The organism is Brevibacillus ruminantium, assembly GCF_023746555.1.
Taxonomy (GTDB): domain Bacteria; phylum Bacillota; class Bacilli; order Brevibacillales; family Brevibacillaceae; genus Brevibacillus; species Brevibacillus ruminantium.
In genome coordinates, this window is the sequence record NZ_CP098755.1 from 1,371,700 (window position 1) to 1,389,880 (window position 18,181).

15 protein-coding genes and 1 pseudogene are annotated in these 18,181 nt (G+C 54.7%); 14 read left to right on the forward strand and 2 right to left on the reverse strand.

Annotation, left to right across the window (positions count from 1 at the left end; translation table 11 throughout):
* Positions 1–3: 3 nt before the first annotated feature.
* From NDK47_RS06665 to NDK47_RS06690, 6 genes are all read left to right on the forward strand, one after another.
* Positions 4–2,496, forward strand: coding sequence for a PIG-L family deacetylase (locus NDK47_RS06665; RefSeq protein ID WP_251876027.1), 2,493 nt, complete (start codon positions 4–6; stop codon positions 2,494–2,496).
* Positions 2,497–2,665: 169 nt separating this feature from the next.
* Positions 2,666–5,224, forward strand: a complete 2,559-nt coding sequence (locus NDK47_RS06670) for a PIG-L family deacetylase (RefSeq protein WP_251874079.1) — start codon at positions 2,666–2,668, stop codon at positions 5,222–5,224.
* A 293-nt stretch (positions 5,225–5,517) separates the two neighbouring features.
* Entirely contained in the window at positions 5,518–7,026 is a 1,509-nt protein-coding gene (gene argH / locus NDK47_RS06675) for an argininosuccinate lyase (RefSeq protein WP_251874080.1), read from the forward strand.
* On the forward strand, positions 7,026–8,081 hold the full coding sequence (locus NDK47_RS06680; protein WP_251876029.1) for an N-acetylglucosamine kinase: 1,056 nt from the start codon (positions 7,026–7,028) through the stop codon (positions 8,079–8,081). The genes argH and NDK47_RS06680 overlap by 1 nt, the downstream gene beginning before the upstream one ends.
* Before the next feature lie 10 nt (positions 8,082–8,091).
* Positions 8,092–8,829: a PIG-L deacetylase family protein gene (locus NDK47_RS06685; protein WP_251874081.1), complete on the forward strand. Its 738-nt coding sequence runs from the start codon at positions 8,092–8,094 to the stop codon at positions 8,827–8,829.
* A 42-nt stretch (positions 8,830–8,871) separates the two neighbouring features.
* Complete coding sequence (locus tag NDK47_RS06690; RefSeq protein WP_251874082.1) at positions 8,872–9,567, forward strand: aspartate/glutamate racemase family protein; 696 nt, start codon at positions 8,872–8,874, stop codon at positions 9,565–9,567.
* Between the two features lie 178 nt (positions 9,568–9,745).
* Here NDK47_RS06690 and NDK47_RS06695 read toward each other — a convergent pair whose 3' ends face one another.
* Entirely contained in the window at positions 9,746–10,633 is an 888-nt protein-coding gene (locus NDK47_RS06695; RefSeq protein WP_251874083.1) for a LysR family transcriptional regulator, read from the reverse strand.
* Between the two features lie 146 nt (positions 10,634–10,779).
* On the opposite strand from NDK47_RS06695, the gene NDK47_RS06700 reads away from it, so the two are divergent.
* Positions 10,780–11,253 carry a DinB family protein gene (locus NDK47_RS06700; RefSeq protein ID WP_251874084.1) on the forward strand — a complete coding sequence of 158 codons (474 nt, stop codon included), beginning with the start codon at positions 10,780–10,782 and terminating at the stop codon, positions 11,251–11,253.
* A 71-nt stretch (positions 11,254–11,324) separates the two neighbouring features.
* Here NDK47_RS06700 and NDK47_RS06705 read toward each other — a convergent pair.
* Positions 11,325–11,432 (reverse strand): annotated as a pseudogene (locus tag NDK47_RS06705) (winged helix-turn-helix transcriptional regulator); the annotation flags it as partial.
* Positions 11,433–11,561: 129 nt separating this feature from the next.
* Between NDK47_RS06705 and NDK47_RS06710 the strand changes: the two are divergent.
* From NDK47_RS06710 to NDK47_RS06740, 7 genes are all read left to right on the forward strand, one after another.
* Positions 11,562–11,945, forward strand: coding sequence for a VOC family protein (locus tag NDK47_RS06710; protein WP_251874085.1), 384 nt, complete (start codon positions 11,562–11,564; stop codon positions 11,943–11,945).
* Positions 11,946–12,080: 135 nt separating this feature from the next.
* On the forward strand, positions 12,081–12,737 hold the full coding sequence (locus tag NDK47_RS06715) for an NUDIX hydrolase (RefSeq protein ID WP_251874086.1): 657 nt from the start codon (positions 12,081–12,083) through the stop codon (positions 12,735–12,737).
* A gap of 26 nt (positions 12,738–12,763) precedes the next feature.
* Positions 12,764–13,831 carry an NAD(P)H-dependent flavin oxidoreductase gene (locus tag NDK47_RS06720; protein WP_251874087.1) on the forward strand — a complete coding sequence of 356 codons (1,068 nt, stop codon included), beginning with the start codon at positions 12,764–12,766 and terminating at the stop codon, positions 13,829–13,831.
* A 390-nt stretch (positions 13,832–14,221) separates the two neighbouring features.
* Positions 14,222–14,863 carry a hypothetical protein gene (locus NDK47_RS06725; protein WP_251874088.1) on the forward strand — a complete coding sequence of 214 codons (642 nt, stop codon included), beginning with the start codon at positions 14,222–14,224 and terminating at the stop codon, positions 14,861–14,863.
* Positions 14,864–14,968: 105 nt separating this feature from the next.
* Positions 14,969–16,351: an extracellular solute-binding protein gene (locus tag NDK47_RS06730; RefSeq protein WP_251874089.1), complete on the forward strand. Its 1,383-nt coding sequence runs from the start codon at positions 14,969–14,971 to the stop codon at positions 16,349–16,351.
* 107 nt (positions 16,352–16,458) lie between these two features.
* On the forward strand, positions 16,459–17,343 hold the full coding sequence (locus NDK47_RS06735) for a carbohydrate ABC transporter permease (protein WP_251874090.1): 885 nt from the start codon (positions 16,459–16,461) through the stop codon (positions 17,341–17,343).
* Positions 17,343–18,176 carry a carbohydrate ABC transporter permease gene (locus tag NDK47_RS06740; RefSeq protein WP_251874091.1) on the forward strand — a complete coding sequence of 278 codons (834 nt, stop codon included), beginning with the start codon at positions 17,343–17,345 and terminating at the stop codon, positions 18,174–18,176. Before NDK47_RS06735 ends, NDK47_RS06740 begins: the two co-directional genes overlap by 1 nt.
* The last annotated feature ends 5 nt before the right edge of the window (positions 18,177–18,181 follow it).

The window sequence follows — 18,181 nt, forward strand, 5'->3', positions numbered from 1 at the left end:
GGGATGGGGAATACCGTCGATTATCCGCCGATTCCCGTCTCCGCCCGCCCTCTGCATGGTGAGCACGGGCTGATCGATCTGTGGACGGCGATCAAGCCGCTCGCGACGATTGCCAGCGCGATGAATACAGGGGCCCATCCCGACGATGAGCACAGCTCGATGCTGGCCTATCTGGCATTGGGAAAAGGGGTGCAGACGTCCAGTATCATTGCAACGCGGGGAGAAGGCGGCCAAAATGAAATCGGCTGCGAGCTGGGCAGTGCACTGGGGATTATTCGAACCAGGGAGCTGGAGGAGGCTTCGGCAAAAAGCAATGTCACGCTGGGCATTCTCAGCGAGGATTTTTACGATCCGATCTATGACTTCGGCTTTTCCAAATCGGCGGAGGAGACATTGGAGAAATGGGGCGAGGGCGTTGTTTACGAGCGACTGGTCCGCAAGATTCGGGAGCTGCGGCCCGATGTCGTCATTCCTTGCTTTGAAAATGAACCGACGACACATGGTCATCATCGCGCAATCACCATTTTGACAGAGCGAGCCTTCCGCGAAGCGGCAGATCCCCAGGTTTTTCCGGAGCATCTGGAGCAGGGCCTGCTGCCATGGCAAATCAAGAAATACTATGTGCCGTCCACCGCCGAAGATTACCATGTGGCGGTGCCGGTAGGAGAGTATGACCAAACCTACGGGGCCTCCTATGTGCAGCTGGGGGAGCGGTCCCGCTTCATGCACAAAACCCAGGGCATGGGTGTTCACTATGATGAAGGGCCGACCTACAATTACTACCGCTTGGAGGCGTCGGTCATCGCTGCCCAGCGGAAAGAACGTGATTTTTTCTCCGGACTGCCGTTTACCCTGGCCGATTTGGCAGCGGAAGTGGCGGAAAAGGGCGCAGCAGACGCCGCAGAAGCCCTGCAACGCCTGCATGAAGCGGCGCTGGATGTGCTGGAGGCCTACCCCCGGTTTTCCGAAGTGGCTGCCCGCGTCCACCGTATGAAAGCCCTTCTTCGCGTCGCCCAGGAGGAAGTAGCTTCGTCGTCATTGGGCGAGGCGATGATTGTGGATCTCCTCTATCGTCTCGGGGTCAAGGAAGCCCAGCTCAATCAGGCCAGCGCCGAAGCGCTTTCGCTCGTCGTTAAAATCAAGCCGGAGACGGGTGAGCTGGTCGGCGGTCAGACGACAACCGTAACGGTGACGGCCTACAATGGCGGCTCGACGGATGTCGAGCATGTACAGCTTCGCTTGCGCGTGCCGGATGAGTGGACGGCCAAGCCGCTGACGCCCACCTGCTTTCCCAAAGTGGGCTACAACCAGACCGTTTGCGCCGTGTATGAATTAAAAATCCCTGCCGAAGCTCCTTTGTTTCACCCTTACAAGCCGCCGGTTTTTGATGTTGAGGCTCATTATTTTGCCTTTGATACAGCGGCGGCGATTCGCGTCGAGCCGGATGCCAGTGTCGCTGTCCTGCCTCCTTACGCGGTTGCATTGACGCCATCGGCGATTGTCCTGAACACACTGCGCCAGGACGAAGCGATCCCGGTTACTGTTACGGTGAAGCAGTATCGGCACGGGGTGCACCAGCCGAAGGTTTCCCTGCAGGTGCCACCAGGCTGGGAGGCTGAACCGCCCGTAGCCGAACTGCCTTTTTCGTTTCGCGGGGAGTCGCAGACCGTCTCCTTTACGGTGCGTCCACATGAACAGGTAGAAAATGGAAAGTACCTGCTGTCTGCTCTAATTGTCGCTGCTGATGGAAGCGTAGAAGTTTCGCGGGACGTACAGGTGATCGAATACCCCCATGTGGGGCGCAGCTATTTTATTCGCCCTGCGGAATTGACCGTACAGGCTTTTGATCTGGCAATCCCGGAGAACCAGCGGGTCGGCTACGTCTCCAGCGGTTTTGACAATATCGACAAATACCTTCGTTCGGTTGGCGTTCACTGCGTCAATCTGGACGAGAGCGATATCCAGTCAGGCGATTTGTCCCGCTACGACACGATCGTGCTCGGCATCCGCGCCTACGGTTTTCGAAAAGAGCTGATCGCAAGCAACCAAAGGCTGCTGAAATACGTGGAAGACGGGGGAACCCTCGTCGTCCAGTACCACAAGCCGGAGGACAAATGGAAGCCACAGCTTGCCCCTTATCCGATTTTTATCGGCGAGTCCCTGATTGACTGGCGCGTGACCGACGAACACTCGCCTGTCCGCATTTTGGCACCGGCGCATCCGCTGTTCCACTTTCCGAATCAAATCACTTCAGCGGATTGGGACGGCTGGGTACAAGAGCGCTCGATCTACAACCCGTCCCGCTGGGGCAGCGAGTATACCGAGCTGATCGCGACCAGCGATCCAGGCGAACCGGAATTTCGCGGCATCTTTTTGACCGCTCCTTACGGCAAGGGAATCTACACGTACAGCTCGCTGGCCTGGTTCCGGGAGATTCCCCAGCTCGTTCCCGGAGCGTTCCGGCTCTTTGTCAACATGATCAGTCAAAAGCAGTAAGGCAGCATCGTCACCGATTTGCAAAAAAAATTCTCAGGCATTTCCGTTTTTCTTCCGTGGGTCAATCCATGGCGTCAGCATGAATGAGCCGGCTTTGGGGCCATGATTGATAATGCAGGCAGCTTTCTGCATGATAGATCATCTTACAGAAGAAATGGAGGAGCGTTCATTGAGAAAGGGGACTTTTGCCAAGCTGTTTTCCGTCACTACAGCCGTTGCGCTGGCTGGCAGTCTCGTCCTGCCGCTGGCACCCCATACTGCGCACGCAGACCGGGGAGTCGTTGACCTGTGGAAAGCGATCAAACCGCTGACCACGATCGCCAGTGCGATGAACACCGGAGCCCATCCCGACGACGAGCACAGCGCTACGCTGGCGTATCTGTCGCTGGGAAAAGGGGTGGAAACGTCCAGCATCATTGCGAACCGGGGAGAAGGGGGACAAAACGAGATCGGCAGCGAGCTGAATAACGCGCTCGGCATCATCCGCACCAGAGAGCTGGAAGAGGCGTCCAAGGTGACCAATGTCAAGCTGGGGATTCTCAGCGAAGATACGAATGATCCCATCTACGACTTCGGGTTTTCCAAAAGTCCAGACGAAACACTGGAAAAGTGGGGAGAAGAAGAGGTCTATGAGCGGCTGATCCGCAAGATTCGCGAGCATCGGCCGGATGTGCTGATTCCGGCATTTCTGAACGTGCCCTCCACGCATGGGCATCACCGGGCCATTAATGTGATTACGGTAAGGGCCTTTGAGGATGCAGCCGATCCGCGCGTTTTCCCGGAGCATCTGGAGCGAGGGCTGGCTCCCTGGCAGGTGAAAAAGCTGTACGTTCCGGCGTCGGAGAAAGAGTATGATGTCCGCGTGCCGGTTGGCGAGTACGACGAGATTTACGGAGCGTCGTACCTCCAGTTAGGCGAGGAGTCCCGGTTCATGCACAAGAGTCAGGGGATGGGTCGCCACTACGACGAGGGACCCGGCTTTAATTATTACAAGCTGGAGAAATCGGTTGATGGACTGAACGCAAAAGGGAAGGAAAACAAAACAGCAGCAAAAGAACCCGATTTCTTTGAAGGGATTGCCTATACATTTGAAGATCTGGCCGATGAAGTGAGAGGAGCTCCGGGAGGCGGCAAGCTGGCTGCGGATCTGTCCAAATTGCAAAAGGATGCCGACGAGGTAATCGCGGCCTATCCCAGCTTTGCCCGGGTGGCTGAAAAAGTGCACAAGATGCTGACCGATGTCCAGCAGGCGAAAGCAGCAGTCCAGGCAGCCAATCTGGGCGATGGGGTCAGGGCAGATCTGCTCCATCGCCTGAAAGAGAAGGAAGAACAACTGAACAAAGCAAGCGCCGAGGCACTGTCCCTGGTGGCCAAGGTAAAGCCGGAGACGGGCGAACTGGTAGCGGGACAGACGACGCAGGTAACCGTCACTGCTTACAACGGCGGGCAAGTGAAGTGGGATCAGGTCAAGCTGCAGCTTCATGTCCCGACAGGCTGGAAGGCAAAGGCCGTAGGCTCCACCAGTGTAAGCCAGCTTGGCTACAACCAGACAGCCAAAGCGGTATATGAGGTGACAGTGCCCGATAATGAAGCCTATTTTCATCCCTATGAAAAGCCTGTGATGACGGCAGATGTCGCGGTGGCCGCATTCGGCTCCACCTCCGTCACAAACGCCGTTCCTTCAGATGCCGTTGCCGTGCTGCCGGGATTCTCCCTGTCGACCAGTCCGAGTGCCACGGTCTGGAATACGTTTAAGCCATATGAAGTGATCCCGGTCAAGGTGACCGCCAAAAACTATCATCCGGGCAAAGCCAACGCGGAGATTACACTGGCACTGCCAAGCGGCTGGACCGCCGAACCAAAGTCTGCTCCTGTCTCTTTTGAGGCGAAAGGAGAGACAAAGTCGGTCGCCTTCACTGTAAAGCCGTCTGCCGCGGTGAAACCGGATCAGTATACGATTACGGCCGTGGCCAGGGGCAATGGAAAAGAGTCGCGTCACGGTGCGCAGGTCATCCGCTACCCGCATATCGGTACGACCTATTTTGTCCAGCCGGCAGAGGTAACCATCCAGGCATTTGATCTAAACATTCCGGAAGGCATAAAAGTCGGGTATGTCTCCAGCGGCTTTGACAACATCGATCAATATCTGCAGTTAGTTGGCGTCAACGTGGTTCCGCTCAGTGCCAAGGACATCGAGTCAGGTGATCTCAGTCAATTCGACGCGATTGTGCTGGGTATCCGCGCCTATGGCTTCAGACCGGAGCTGATCCCGAGCAATGCCCGCCTGCTGAAATACGTAGAAAATGGCGGCAACCTGGTCGTCCAGTACCACAAACCGGAGGACAAATGGAAGCCGGAGCTGGCTCCATATCCGATCACGATTGGGACGCCGTTGATCGAATGGCGGGTGACGGACGAAAACTCGAAGGTCACGATGCTTGCACCGGATCACAAGATCTTTAACACGCCGAACAGGATTACCGATGCCGACTGGGATCACTGGATTCAGGACCGTTCCGCGTACAATCCGTCGAAGTGGGGGAAAGAGTACGTCGAGCTGATTCAAAACGGCGACCCTGGAGAAGAAGAGTTTACGGGCACGTTCCTCACGGCCAACTATGGCAAGGGAACGTACACGTACAGCTCACTGGTCTGGTACCGTGAAATCCCGGGACTTGTGCCTGGTGCGATTCGCCTGTTTGTCAACATGGTGAGTTTGAAGCAGTGAGCAAAAAGCGGGCCGATACAGCCGGACTGTATACGTTCAGCGTACTTCCAAAACAGGTACATCTCTCGTAGGGATGAGGATACCGAAAGAGGTAGCGAGCAGCATTCAGCAAAAAGTGTGCAGTGTTCCAGCAGCCGTACAGGAATGCTTTGCGTGTAGAGCTAAGGCTATGGAAGCTGTCGGGAGCGGGAGGCGCCCTGTTCGCAGGACACTCCCGATTTCCCTCCTTTGTGGATGACTCCTCTGCAAAGAGAAAACGTTGGCAGAAGCAATGTCAGGGAAGGAGAACTTCAATGAATACGAAAGAAAGCATCTTTCAAATGGAAGGGGACCATTTCCCTGGAAAGACGTACGTCGAAGCCGTATTGGAGCCCGCCTTTACGGAAGCCAAAACCCATCTGTTGACGCCGATGATGGCGATCAACAAGGCCCATCTCGTCATGCTGCGTGAACAAGAGCTGATCACGGATGACGAAGCGAGACAGATCGCCCGTGCTTTGAGCGGAATCGATCTGGAGGAGCTGCGCTGCTCCTCGTACACGGGACAGTTTGAGGATTTGTTCTTTCAGGTGGAGAGCAAGCTTCTGGAGCTGGCGGGAGATGTGGCGGGTAATCTGCATCTGGCCCGCAGCCGCAATGACATGGGGGTCACCATTTACCGGATGGTACTGCGGGAAAAATTGCTGGTGACCCTCACGTCAGCTATCGCCCTGAAAGAGCAACTGCTCCGCTTTGCAGATGAACACGCGGAAACAGTGATGATCGGCTATACGCATACGCAGCAGGCCCAGCCGACGACCATGGCTCATTACATACTGGCCGTCGTCGATTCGCTGACGCGGGATATCCAGCGGTTGATCAGCGCATACCGCACCTGCAACCGAAGTCCGATGGGAGCCGCAGCGCTCACGACCTCCGGCTTCCCGATCAGCCGCGAACGTGTGATGAATCTGCTTGCGTTCGATGAGCTGGTGGAAAATGCGTACGATGCCATCGGCGGAGCTGACTATTTGGGCGAGATTGCAACGGCTGTGCAGCTGGCATCGATTAACCTGGGACGGACCGTTCAAGACATGCTGCAGTGGTGTACGCAGGAGTTTGCCGTGTTGAAAGTGGCAAGCCCGTATGTCCAGATCAGCTCTATCATGCCGCAGAAACGCAATCCGGTTTCTTTTGAACATATGCGGTCGCTGTTGTCGTCCGGCGCTGGCAATGCGGCCACCGTTTTGACGATGATGCACAATACACCGTTCGGCGACATCGTCGATACAGAGGATGACATGCAGCCGTACGCGTGGCGCTGCCTTTCCGTTCTCGATCAGATGTACCGTCTGATGGCCTGCGTGGTGGGAACGATGGACGTGAACAAACAAGGTCTGCTGGAGCGGGCCAAAGGCAGCTTCGCCACTGTAACCGAATTGGCTGATACCCTTGTACGAACGGATCGCTTGTCTTTCCGCACCTCGCACCACATCGTCAGCCGAGTGGTAAAAGAAGCGATGGCACGCGGACTTCGGGCAGATGAAATCGGGCTCGATCTGGTTCAGGAGGCGGCTCAAGCTGTGATTGGCAAATGCCTTGCCCTGACTGAGCAAGAACTGCGGCAGGCCCTTGATCCGGTTCATTTTGTCGCCATTCGCAAGCTTCTCGGAGGTCCCAGTCCTGATGAAATGAGACGGATGATCGCCCAGCGCACACAAGACGGTCAAGCCGAGACGGCCTGGCTTGCAGCAGAGAAGGAATCCGCTCATCAAGCCATGCGTTTTCTCGATCAGGTCACGTCCGAATGGAGTGAAGCATGATGACCGTGACACGCATTCCCCTTTTGGCCGTGGACGGCGGGGGAACAAAGTGTCTGGCCGTATTGGTAGACGACTCGCAACAGATCGTGGGAACAGGGCGTGCAGGCTCCTGCAACTACCAGGGCATCGGCAGAGAGATGGCAGCACGGGAACTGGAAGCAGCGATACGGGCAGCGTTGCAGGAAGCCGTAGTCTGGCAGAAATCAGGGAGCACGGCTGAAGCGCCGCCGTCTTTGCAGGCAAGTGAGCGCGGAAATCAGGAGGATATCCAGACGCTGGGGACGAAAACACTGGAGATTGAATGTGCGGTGTTCGGACTTGCAGGTCTGGATACGGAATACGACCGGCGAGTGATCACGGAAATGGTGGTTGCCGTCCTGCAAAAGCTGCAAATAAAGGTGCGTCACCTGCTGGTAGAAAACGATGGCTTCGCGGCTCTTTTAGGTGCGACAAACGGGGAGCCGGGGATTCTCGTTATCGCCGGCACCGGCTCGATTGCCTTCGGTGTAAACAAGGCGGGGGAAACGGCCAGATCTGGCGGGTGGGGCCATCGGGTCGGAGACGAAGGCAGCGGCTATTGGATCGGCAAGCAAGCGGTCACGGCGGTGCTGAAAGCTGCGGATGGTCGCGGACGTCAGACTGCGCTCACTGACCTGCTGCCGCCGCATATCGGTCTTTCGCACGTAGAAGAGCTGTTTAACTGGACATACGGTTCGCAATACTCTGTCGACAAAATCGGGGAGCTCTCCCTTCTCGTCAGCCAGGCCGCCGACCGCGGAGACGCTGTTGCCCTGGGTATTTTGGAGAAGGCGGGCGAAGAACTGTTTCATGCGGCCAGGGCAGTGATGGAGCGGCTTTGCATGAACAAAGAGCCGTTCAAAATGATCCTTCAGGGAGGCGTGCTGCAGAACGATGAGCGGGTCCGTTCTATCGTCCTGCAGCGAATCCGCTCGGCGGCTCCCCAGGTTGTGATCGACAAGGCACAAAATGAACCTATTTACGGTGTAATTGCCAAAGGATTGGCATATCTCAAAGGGAGAACCGAGAAACATTGAGGTGAAAATCATGAAGCGGTTAATGTTTGTGTTTCCCCATCCTGACGACGAATCCTTCGCGTGTGCCGGGACATTGGCAAGGTGCAGAGAGGTGGGGCATGAGACGTGTCTGATTTGCGTCACTTCCGGCTGCAAGGGGCGTCCGGGACCGTTTCCGATCAACTGCCGGGAGGAGCTGGCCCGGCACCGGGAACAGGAGCTTTCGTGTGCAGCCGACGTTTTGGGGATCGGAAAGCTGGAGCTGCTTCGCTATCCGGATGGTGGATTGTCAGCAGTGGAACCGGAAGAGCTTGCGGAGCGCATCTGTCAATTGATCGTGGCGTGGAAACCAAATGTGGTGGTGACGTTTCCGCCGGATGGTGTCACAGGTCATCCCGACCATATCGCTGCATCCAATGCGACTGCTGCAGCCGTAGAAAGGGCGGAACTGCATTTGCGCGAGGAAGAGTACCCCTCGCTTTATTTTGTATCGATTCCTCATTACTACGATCATTGCCCGGACAAGGGGCCGAGGCCGGCTGTTCCCATCACGGGAAAGGTGGACATTACGCTGTACCGTGAACAAAAGGCGGAAGCGCTGCGTGCCCACCAAAGCCAGGAATACTCGGTCAATCGTGCCTACCCAGGCGTGATGAATGGAGACAGCGGCGTGATCGGGTGCTATGAATACTACACGCTGGTCCGAGAGGGAGGCAAGGCCGTCACCCCGACTTCACCTGAGAAGGAGATTCCAGTGATCGATTTGTAGATGTATACTGGAAGAAAATACAGCGGAGAAGAGGAGCGGACCATGAAAACAATCGGATTGATCGGCGGGATGAGCTGGGAGTCCTCAGCGGTTTATTATCGTTTGCTTAATGAAGCGGTGAAGATGGAAAGAGGGGATCTTCATTCCGCCAAATGCCTCCTATTCTCGGTTGATTTTGCCGAAATCGCGCATTTGCAGCATCAGGGAGAATGGACGGAATTGGGCGCAGAGATGGTACGTGCGGCCCAAAGACTGGAGTCTGCCGGGGCCGAGATGATTGTGCTGTGCACCAATACGATGCACAAGGTGGCGGAGGAGATCGAGGCGCAGGTTCCGCTTCCCTTTATCCATATTGCCGACGCCACAGCTCACTCTATCAAGGCTTCAGGTTTGACGAGAGTGGGCCTGCTCGCCACCCGATTTACGATGGAAGAGGAGTTTTATACGGGAAGGCTGAGGGACAAGCACGGGTTGGACGTGCTTATTCCTTCTGAGGAAGATCGGGAAGCTGTGCATGCGATCATCTACAAGGAGCTTTGCCAGGGTGTTATTCGGGAAGAGTCGAAAGGACGATACCTGGAAGTAATCCGACGCCTGATCGAGCAGGGCGCCGAGGGAATCATTCTGGGCTGTACAGAAATCGGCCTCTTGATCGGGCAGGAAGACTGTGCCGTTCCCGTATTTGACACGACAAAGATACATGCGGAAGCCGCTGTTCGCTACGCTTTGGGTGCGTGAGCTAAATAAAAATGGCTGTCGACTTTCTATAACAGCCTGAGGAGGGGATGACGCAATCCCCTTTTTTTTGTTGAAGCCGATAACGGAGAGACCACGTTTTCGACTTTTTCGAAAAACGGATTAGGTCATGCTGACTTTATCTGGCAGCTTATGTAAAAGAGTTGGAGTGCTTTTTTGTTTAGGCGCTCGCTGTTTGGATATAAGCAGTCAACGTATCGATAAACGTTCGGGCTGCAAATCCCATGTATCTGTCCGAACGGTGGACGATACAGATGTCCTGGCTAGGTGTCGGGTCCAGAAGCGAGATGATCGCGATCTCTTTTCGGTTGAGATTTTCCAGCAGCAGCCGGGGCAGTACGCATGCACCGATCCCCTGCTCCACCAGTGTAAGAAGGGAGGACAGGGTAGTCGTTTCGATATGGGGCTGCAGACGGAAACCTTCCTGAAGACAATAACGGCTGATCACTTGTCTGACTTGATGGTCCGAGGGGAACATGACCATTTTCAAGTGCTGCAGTTCGGCCAGCGGAATCGCTTTTTCCATGGAGAGCGGGTGGTCTGCGCGAATAGCCAGCGCAAATTCTTCGTGGAATAACGGTAGTACGGTCATTCGATCACTGGGGGGAGGCGCAGTCGTTACGCCGATGTCGATGCTGCCGCTGATAACCTGCTCCAAAACCTTCGTAGATTCGATGACGGATAGAGACAATTGCGGATAGGTTTGGTGAAATTCGACGAGCAAAGCATTAAAGAGTAGATCCGCATCTCCGGGCAGAACCCCGATCGTGAGTGTTCCGCCTTGAATATCTCTCATTTCGGCAATAGCATCACGAGCGTATGCGATATGGGAAAACACATGTCGGCTTTGTTCCAGCAATACTTTCCCCGCTTCCGTCAGCGCGATTCTTTTTCCCATCCGGTCAAAGAGCGGAACCCCCAGCTCATTTTCCAAAAACTTGATCTGTTGACTGAGATTGGACTGAGTGGTGCAAAGCTTCTCAGATGCCCTGGAAAAATGCATCTCCTCGCAAACGGCGATAAAGTATTCCAATTGTCGCAGTTCCATGAATCCCTCTCCCCGCGGTTATCATCATTTTTTGTTATCATTATAATCGGAAATGGGGGATTGTAGAGCACTTTTAAAAAGGGTACAGTTGTTTTGACAAAGAAGCACTCAGTCAATAACGGAGAATGAAATGGAGGAATGACCTTATGTCTCAAAACATTATCAACACGGCAAAATCTGTTCGCCAAATCGTACTGCACCAGGTTCAATCGATCCCGGAGGAGCTGTTCGATGTTCAACCTCCACAGTTTAACAACACGATCAGATGGAATGTCGGCCATATCGTCTTTTGTCTGGAATCCTTTCTCTCCCTGGGCTTCTCTGATGTGTCTCGCCTTCCGGAATCGTATACTGCTTTATTCAACACGGGGACGAAGCCGTCCGACTGGACTGCCACGCCTCCAACAAAGGAAGAGCTTGTCCAGCACTTGTCAGAGCAGCTTGCCCGCATCGCAGAGATATCTCCCGACAAGCTGGAGGAACCGCTGAAATCGCCTGTGGAAATGGGACCGCTGCGATTCACAACGGTCGGCGAGGTCATTAACTTTTCTATCGTCCATGAAGCGATGCATTCCTCAACCATTTCCTCCTTGCTGAAGGTAGTGAAATACGGGAAATAAGCAGAGGAAGCAAATGTTTCCTACCGAAGGAAGGCCGCGCGGAAATGGGATGTATGGGTGCGCTTCAACCGAATAGTCATGCCGAGCGCAGTCATGGAGTACTCTACCTTGGGCGGAACTTTCGGATAAACTTCCCTGTGAACGATCCCGTCTTCCATCAGTTCGCGGAGTTGATTGGTGAATTGAGCCGTACGACATAGCTAAAAGCGTAATAACAGGTAAACGAAAGCAAAGAGACGTGGTATCCTGAAAGAAGGAGACGGCGTCTCTTTCCTTTTGCCAGGAACCACGAGGAAAGGAAGAGGGAAATGATAGATAGACTGGATCATCTTGTGCTTACTGTAAAGGACGTGGAGGCAACCTGTGCATTCTATGAAAAGGTGCTGGGCATGACGGTTGTGACGTTTGGCGGCGGGAGGAGGGCGCTGCAGTTTGGCCGGCAAAAGATAAATCTGCATCAGGCCGGGCGCGAGTTTGAACCCAAAGCCGACAAGCCTGTTCCGGGCTCCGCCGACCTTTGTTTGATTGCGTCGGTTCCGTTGGAGCAGGTTGTCGCGCATCTGGAGGCGTGCGGCGTCCCGATTTTGGAAGGGCCGGTAGACAGGACAGGAGCGGTCGGGAAAATCCGCTCGGTCTATCTGCGCGATCCCGATCAGAATTTAATTGAAATATCTGTTTACATAGAGGTCTAGCTGCAGATCAGTAAGATCACAGCAGGACTAGCAGGACTAACGGGAAAGAACGGCTTGTAACCGGCGTGGAGTACGATGTTGCCAACTCTATCGCCCGCGTTTTTTCAGGCTGCATGAAATGGGGGCTGAAATCCGATGACGGACGGAATAAACAGAGGGGTAGGAAAAACAGTTGCCGAAGTGGAAGCAGTTCTTGGAAAGCACAGGCCGGGGATTATGGGAGAACAGAATTTCTCCCGCTTCAGCGTACTGATCCCTTTGGTAAAAGGGGAAGACGGACAATTGTCTGTGCTGTTTGAAAAACGGGCCGCAACGATGCGAAGACAGGCCGGGGAAATCTGTTTTCCCGGCGGCCGGATTGATCCGGAGGACGCGTCCGAGTGGGATGCTGCACGCAGGGAAACGAGTGAGGAGCTGGGACTGCCGCTGGAGCGCATTCGCTACGCCGGTACACTGGATACGCTGGTCACTCCTGCTGCCTGCATATACCCTTTTGTCGGCTTGCTTGATTCCTTGGAGGAGCTGCATCCGAATCCCGCTGAGGTAGGCGAAGTGTTTTTGGTGCCGCTTGCCACACTGCTTGCGACAAGCCCTGACATTTACCTGGCGAAAATGCGGGTAGAGCCGGGGCCGGATTACCCGTACCACCTCATACCGGGCGGAGAAGGGTATCCGTGGCGGTTTGGCTCTGTCTCCCACTACTTCTACCAGCTGGAGGGACGGATCGTGTGGGGGATGACTGCACGGATTCTGACTCATTTTATCGATTTGCTTCGAGGGGAAAACGAGTAGGAAAGATCAGAGAGGAGCGAGCTTTTATGTGGACCGGTAATGAAGTGACAAGCAGATTGGGAATCGACCTGCCGATCATCCAGGCGGGAATGGCAGGGGGAACGACGACTCCACAGCTGGTTGCAGCCGTCTCTCAGGCTGGCGGACTGGGCACGCTGGGAGCGGGCTACATGAGCGGCGAGCAGATTCGCACAGCGATCCGCGCCATCCGCGAGCTGACTGACAAGCCTTTTGGCGTCAATCTGTTCATTCCCGAGGAAGCGACAGGCAAATCTGCACCGGGCGAAGCAGTCCGGCAGATCATGAATGAGACGAGGCGCCGCCTGGGCATCCCGGAAGACCCCGAGTTCGGGAAGGTCGCTGAGCCCTTCGAGGAGCAGATGGCTGCTGTGTTGGAAGAGCAGGTGCCTGTGTTCAGCTTTACCTTTGGTCTTTTGGATAAAAGGTGGATGGCTGAGTGCAAGCAGCGCGGCATCGCCGTTATCGGGACAGCCACGACGGTACGGGAAGGCGCCGCCTTGGAAGCAAGCGGCGTTGACATGGTAGTAGCCCAAGGAAGTGAAGCAGGGGGGCATCGCGGTTCGTTTTTGCCGGATTCGCCGAACAACCTGGTCGGCTTGATGGCACTGGTGCCGCAAATGGCGGACCGGCTGTCCATTCCGGTCATTGCCGCAGGCGGCATCATGGACGGCAGAGGAATCGCCGCAGCGTTCATGCTGGGAGCGCAGGCCGCTCAGCTTGGTACAGCTTTTCTCCTGACGGAAGAGAGCGGTGCCCATCGTTTGCACAAGCAGGCTGTACTGTCGTCCAGCGACGAGGAGACGGTCCTGACCACGGCCTTTTCCGGAAAAGCGGCCCGCGGCGTGACCAATGAATTCATGCAGCTGCTCGCTCCTTTTGCAGAAGAAATACCTGCGTATCCGGTGCAAAACGCGATGACCCGCGATATTCGCCAGGCCGCAACCAAGCAGGAGAGAAGCGAATTTCTCTCGATGTGGGCGGGGCAGTCCGGGGCACTTGGCAGAGCGATCAGCGCGGAGCAGCTAATGCGCAAACTGGTGGAAGAGACGGAAGAATTGCTGGGAAAACGGTGATCCAGCGTGCTCCGATCCGCGAGCCGGGAAGCGGCAAAAGCTCGGTCGCTTCAGAGATATCCGGCAGATAGGCCGGAAAGGCGGGTTCCGGAGAGCAGCTGTCTCACCTGTATGATCGAAATGGAAAAAATCGCGTGAAAGGCTCCGCCGATTGACTAGGCGGAGCTTTTTTCTACTTTCAAAAAGTTTAATTTCGCTAACGCGATAGAGGGTGAAAGTATAAGTGCAACGAAGGCCACTCCAGCTTGGTGTAGCCAAGTTTTCTAATTTCCTGCCTGCAAAGACAGCAAACTCTGAGCCATCGGTCAATTGTTTCGCCGTTGGTTATTGGTTACAATGGATTCGTTCTAGTGGATAACAGATTTATGAGCGGCAAAGGAGACAAAATCAATGAAAAAATGGTTCGGACTTGTTCTGGTTGCTGGGTTGGCAGTATCGGCAGCGGCATGTACGCCAGTGGAGAAGGCACCTGAGGCGGCTATGCAAGTAAAACCGGTCGATCTATTTGCAGGCGATGCGCAAAAATTCAAGCCGTTCTTGGGACTGATGTCCGGTGCGGTTCAAGTAAAATATCGCGGAAAGAGCGGCGAGATCAAAACTACGCTGGAAGTGTGGGAATACGGCAAAAAGACAGAGACGCTCGGTGAATTTGGGGAAAGCATCAGGGATAAAGACGGCAAAGAGGGGCTATACAGCTTTGACGGGGAAGCGATCTTTTCCGTGAAGGGCATCCAGGGAGAAGATCCAAATAAGACGCATTACGAAATCACGGTTGCCCTCACCGATAAAAATGGCTCGTCCAGCAGTCAGCTTGATTGGGTCGTGGATGCGAAGCAGGTCGCCAGCAGTCCGATCGAGCTTGCGGAGGAACTGAATTTGCAGGATGGCGAGCGTGCTGCGGTATGGGGCATGCAGGCGACTGATGAGCAAATCATCAGGACCGTTGATTTTACACCGGAATCACTAAAAAATGCGAAATGGGCGCTGCTCGTTTTCATGTCAGCCGGGTCTGAGGAACCATCAGCCCCCTAGAGGTTTTTCCCCCTGTTTGTAAAGAAATTTCGACCTACCTGCCAAAACCTTTCAAACCTATAATGATCGTACAAAGGAAAAATCAGGGGAAATGGGGGGTCTGAAATGAAACAGGCAATGAAACATGCATGGAAACGGGCGGGAGCCCTGCTGTTGATGTCATCTCTGTTGGTCGTCGCCGCCTGTAGCAGCGGCGGCGGTGCCAGCACAAGCACGCAGCCGCAGGCGCCGGCAGGTTCGACAACACCTGCAGACAATTCTGGAAGCGCTGTCAAAAAAGATGTCACTCTTTCACTCAGGCATACGCAAATCAAGGAGACAAGCAAGAAGAGACTGAAAATTCTGGAGGATGTCGTCAAAAAGACAGAAGAAAATAATCCGGGTCTCAAAATCGAGCTGGAAGGCATGGATGAAAACGTCAACCGCGATCAAAAGCTGAAGGCGGAGATGGCGGCAGGGAATCCCCCGAAAATCTTCGAGATGTTTGGCGGGGCCGATACGAAGCTGTACGTCAAGGCGGGACGACTGCTTGATTTGACCGATTTTCTGACCGAATCGGGCTTGAAGGACAAGTTTGTCAATCTGGAGGAGTTCACGGTCGACGGCCGCGTCTACGGTCTGCCGATAGGCGGGTATGCCGAAGGATTTTTCTACAATAAAAAGCTGTTTGCCGAGCTGGGTCTCAGCGTGCCGAAGACCTGGGATGAATTTATCGCCGTGAACGAGAAGCTGAAAGCGGCTGGCAAAGTGCCGCTTGCACTGGCGGCCAAGGACGGCTGGGTCAACGCGATGCTGTTCAACACGATACTGGAACGAAATGCAGGGATGGCGGCAATTGAAGGATTGGTCAACGGCACTCACAAGTGGACTGATCCGGAAAGCGTGAAGGCACTATCTGACTACGCTTCTCTAGTGAATGCCGACTACTTTACCAAAGGGGCGCTCGGCCTGCCATACTCCGATCAGGGAGCCCAGTTCCTGCGAGGAGAGGCCGGCATGGTCTTTACCGGAAGCTGGGATGCGACTCGCTACAGCGGCGACGAGGCAGGCGATCTGAAAGGGCAGATCGGTTTCTTCCCCTTCCCGGCGATCAGCGGAGGCAAGGGGGATCAGACCTCGATCAACGCCGGTTACTCCAATGGCTTCGGCTTCTCCAAAGAGCTGACCGAGGAGCAGAAACAGATGGTCTATGCCTTTATCAAGGAGCATTTCAACGAAGAGGTGGAAAAACGGATGCTGGTGGAGGACCGGGTGCTTCCGTCGATGAAGCTGAGCGATCTGTCCGGTGCCGACCAATTGATTACCGAGGTTATTCAGACGATCAACAACGCCAGCAGCACCTGGAGAGCGTATGATGCCGTCGTGCAGCCTCCGGTCAAGCTCGCTGTGGAAAATTCTCTGCAGGAGCTGATCGGCAAGGTGAAAACGCCGGAGCAGGTAGCAGAGCGCCTGCAAAAAGAGCAGGACAAGGCGAATCAGAGCAAATAAGTATTCCGAAAAGGCCATAAAGCAGCATGAAAGAGGAGCCACTTCGCACAGTCAAGTGGCTCCCTCTCTTACTCGATAACGCTTACTGGTGAATATGGAGGCATAAAATGAACAACGTGTTGACAAGGCCGTGGCTTTTTTTTATGTTTTTGCTACCAGCAATTGGATTGTACGTTATATTTATGGGAATCCCGCTGGTGCAGTCTCTCTATTATGCCTTTTTTCAATGGGACGGCGTGACGGAGAAGACATTCGTCGGACTGGACAACTTCGCCGGGCTGCTTGAGGATGAGGTATTTCGACGCTCCTTTTTCAACAACGTCTCCTTCATCCTGTTCAGCACCTTCATCTCCATGCCGATCATCGTAGTTGTCGCTCTGCTCTTGAGCCAGGTGAGACGATTTCAAACCTTTTACCGTACCGGCGTCTTTCTCCCGACCGTTCTCTCCACGGCGGTGGTAGGGGTCCTGTGGCTCTATATTTACCATCCGGACGCCGGGCTGCTGAACAACTTTTTGCGTTTGCTTCACCTTGACTCTCTGACACAGTATTGGCTCTCGGACCCGAAGTGGGCGATGATCAGCGTCTTGGTCGCCAACGCCTGGCAATGGACCGGTTTTTACGTCGTGCTTGTCCTGGCTGCCATACTCGGAGTGCCGCGGGAACTGACGGAGGCGGCGGAGATTGACGGGGCGAATGTATGGCAAAAAACGTGGTATATCACGCTGCCGCTGATCCGGCCCGTCCTGGTGGTTATCTTTTTGCTCAATGTTTCCGGCTCGATGAAGGCGCTCGACATCATCATGGTGATGACGGAAGGCGGGCCATTCCAGACGACAGATGTTCTGGCCACCTACATGGTCACGAAGGCATTTCGGGAATACGAATACGGCTATGGAAGCGCGATTGCCGTCGTGATCTTTCTGCTCACGCTGCTGTTTGCCTGGATCATTCAGCGGGCCAACAAAAAAGAGCAGGAGGTGGAGCTCTGATGCGCACCTGGATGTACCGCCGGAATGTCATTCCCCACATGCTTTTGACTGTATACGTCCTCGTCACCTTGTATCCGCTCGTCTGGCTGACGCTCTCGTCATTGAAGACGCCTCGGGAAATTACGGAAAGCCCCTGGGGGCTGCCGTCGTCTCTTCAGTGGCAAAACTACGTGGAAGCGTGGAAAACGGCGAAAGTAAGCACCTACTTCTTCAACAGCCTGTACATCAGCACGATCTCCTGCATTTTGATCGTCATCATCGGCTCGGCTGCGGCCTTCGCCATCACCCGGATGAACTTTCCACGGTTGAGCAACTGGGTCTACCAGTTTTTCCTGCTCGGTCTTGTCGTTCCGGGCGGGGCGCTGCTCATCCCTCTCTACAGGCTGCTGCAAGAGATGAAGCTGATCGACACGCACTTGTCCCTGATTTTGATCAATGCTACCTTTGCTCTCCCCGTCACGATATTTATTCTGTCAGCTTTTATGAAGGCAATCCCGCGCGAGCTGGAGGAAGCGGCGATCGTAGACGGCTTGGGCGCGTTCGGATTGTTTGTCCGGATTATCCTTCCCGTGACGATGCCGGCGATCGTGACCGTATTTATTCTCAACTTTATCAACGTGTGGAACGAATTTATCATGGCATTGCTGTTTCTCTCCAAGGAAAAGCTGCGAACCCTTCCGGTGGGCATGTCCGTATTCAAGGATGCGTTTCAGACAAATTATGCGCTGTTGTCCGCGGCGGTCATGTACAGCGTCGTGCCCGTCGTGATTGTCTACCTCTTTTTACAGCGAAAAATCATTGAGGGGGTGACGGCAGGCAGCGTGAAAGGATAATCCGT

Coding starts and splice junctions, on each gene's coding strand:
- NDK47_RS06665 (WP_251876027.1), top strand. CDS start 4: ATGGGGAATACCGTCGATTATCCGCCGATTCCCGTCTCCGCCCGCCCT.
- argH (WP_251874080.1), top strand. CDS start 5,518: ATGAATACGAAAGAAAGCATCTTTCAAATGGAAGGGGACCATTTCCCT.
- NDK47_RS06680 (WP_251876029.1), top strand. CDS start 7,026: ATGACCGTGACACGCATTCCCCTTTTGGCCGTGGACGGCGGGGGAACA.
- NDK47_RS06685 (WP_251874081.1), top strand. CDS start 8,092: ATGAAGCGGTTAATGTTTGTGTTTCCCCATCCTGACGACGAATCCTTC.
- NDK47_RS06690 (WP_251874082.1), top strand. CDS start 8,872: ATGAAAACAATCGGATTGATCGGCGGGATGAGCTGGGAGTCCTCAGCG.
- NDK47_RS06695 (WP_251874083.1), bottom strand. CDS start 10,633: ATGGAACTGCGACAATTGGAATACTTTATCGCCGTTTGCGAGGAGATG.
- NDK47_RS06700 (WP_251874084.1), top strand. CDS start 10,780: ATGTCTCAAAACATTATCAACACGGCAAAATCTGTTCGCCAAATCGTA.
- NDK47_RS06710 (WP_251874085.1), top strand. CDS start 11,562: ATGATAGATAGACTGGATCATCTTGTGCTTACTGTAAAGGACGTGGAG.
- NDK47_RS06715 (WP_251874086.1), top strand. CDS start 12,081: ATGACGGACGGAATAAACAGAGGGGTAGGAAAAACAGTTGCCGAAGTG.
- NDK47_RS06720 (WP_251874087.1), top strand. CDS start 12,764: ATGTGGACCGGTAATGAAGTGACAAGCAGATTGGGAATCGACCTGCCG.
- NDK47_RS06725 (WP_251874088.1), top strand. CDS start 14,222: ATGAAAAAATGGTTCGGACTTGTTCTGGTTGCTGGGTTGGCAGTATCG.
- NDK47_RS06730 (WP_251874089.1), top strand. CDS start 14,969: ATGAAACAGGCAATGAAACATGCATGGAAACGGGCGGGAGCCCTGCTG.
- NDK47_RS06735 (WP_251874090.1), top strand. CDS start 16,459: ATGAACAACGTGTTGACAAGGCCGTGGCTTTTTTTTATGTTTTTGCTA.
- NDK47_RS06740 (WP_251874091.1), top strand. CDS start 17,343: ATGCGCACCTGGATGTACCGCCGGAATGTCATTCCCCACATGCTTTTG.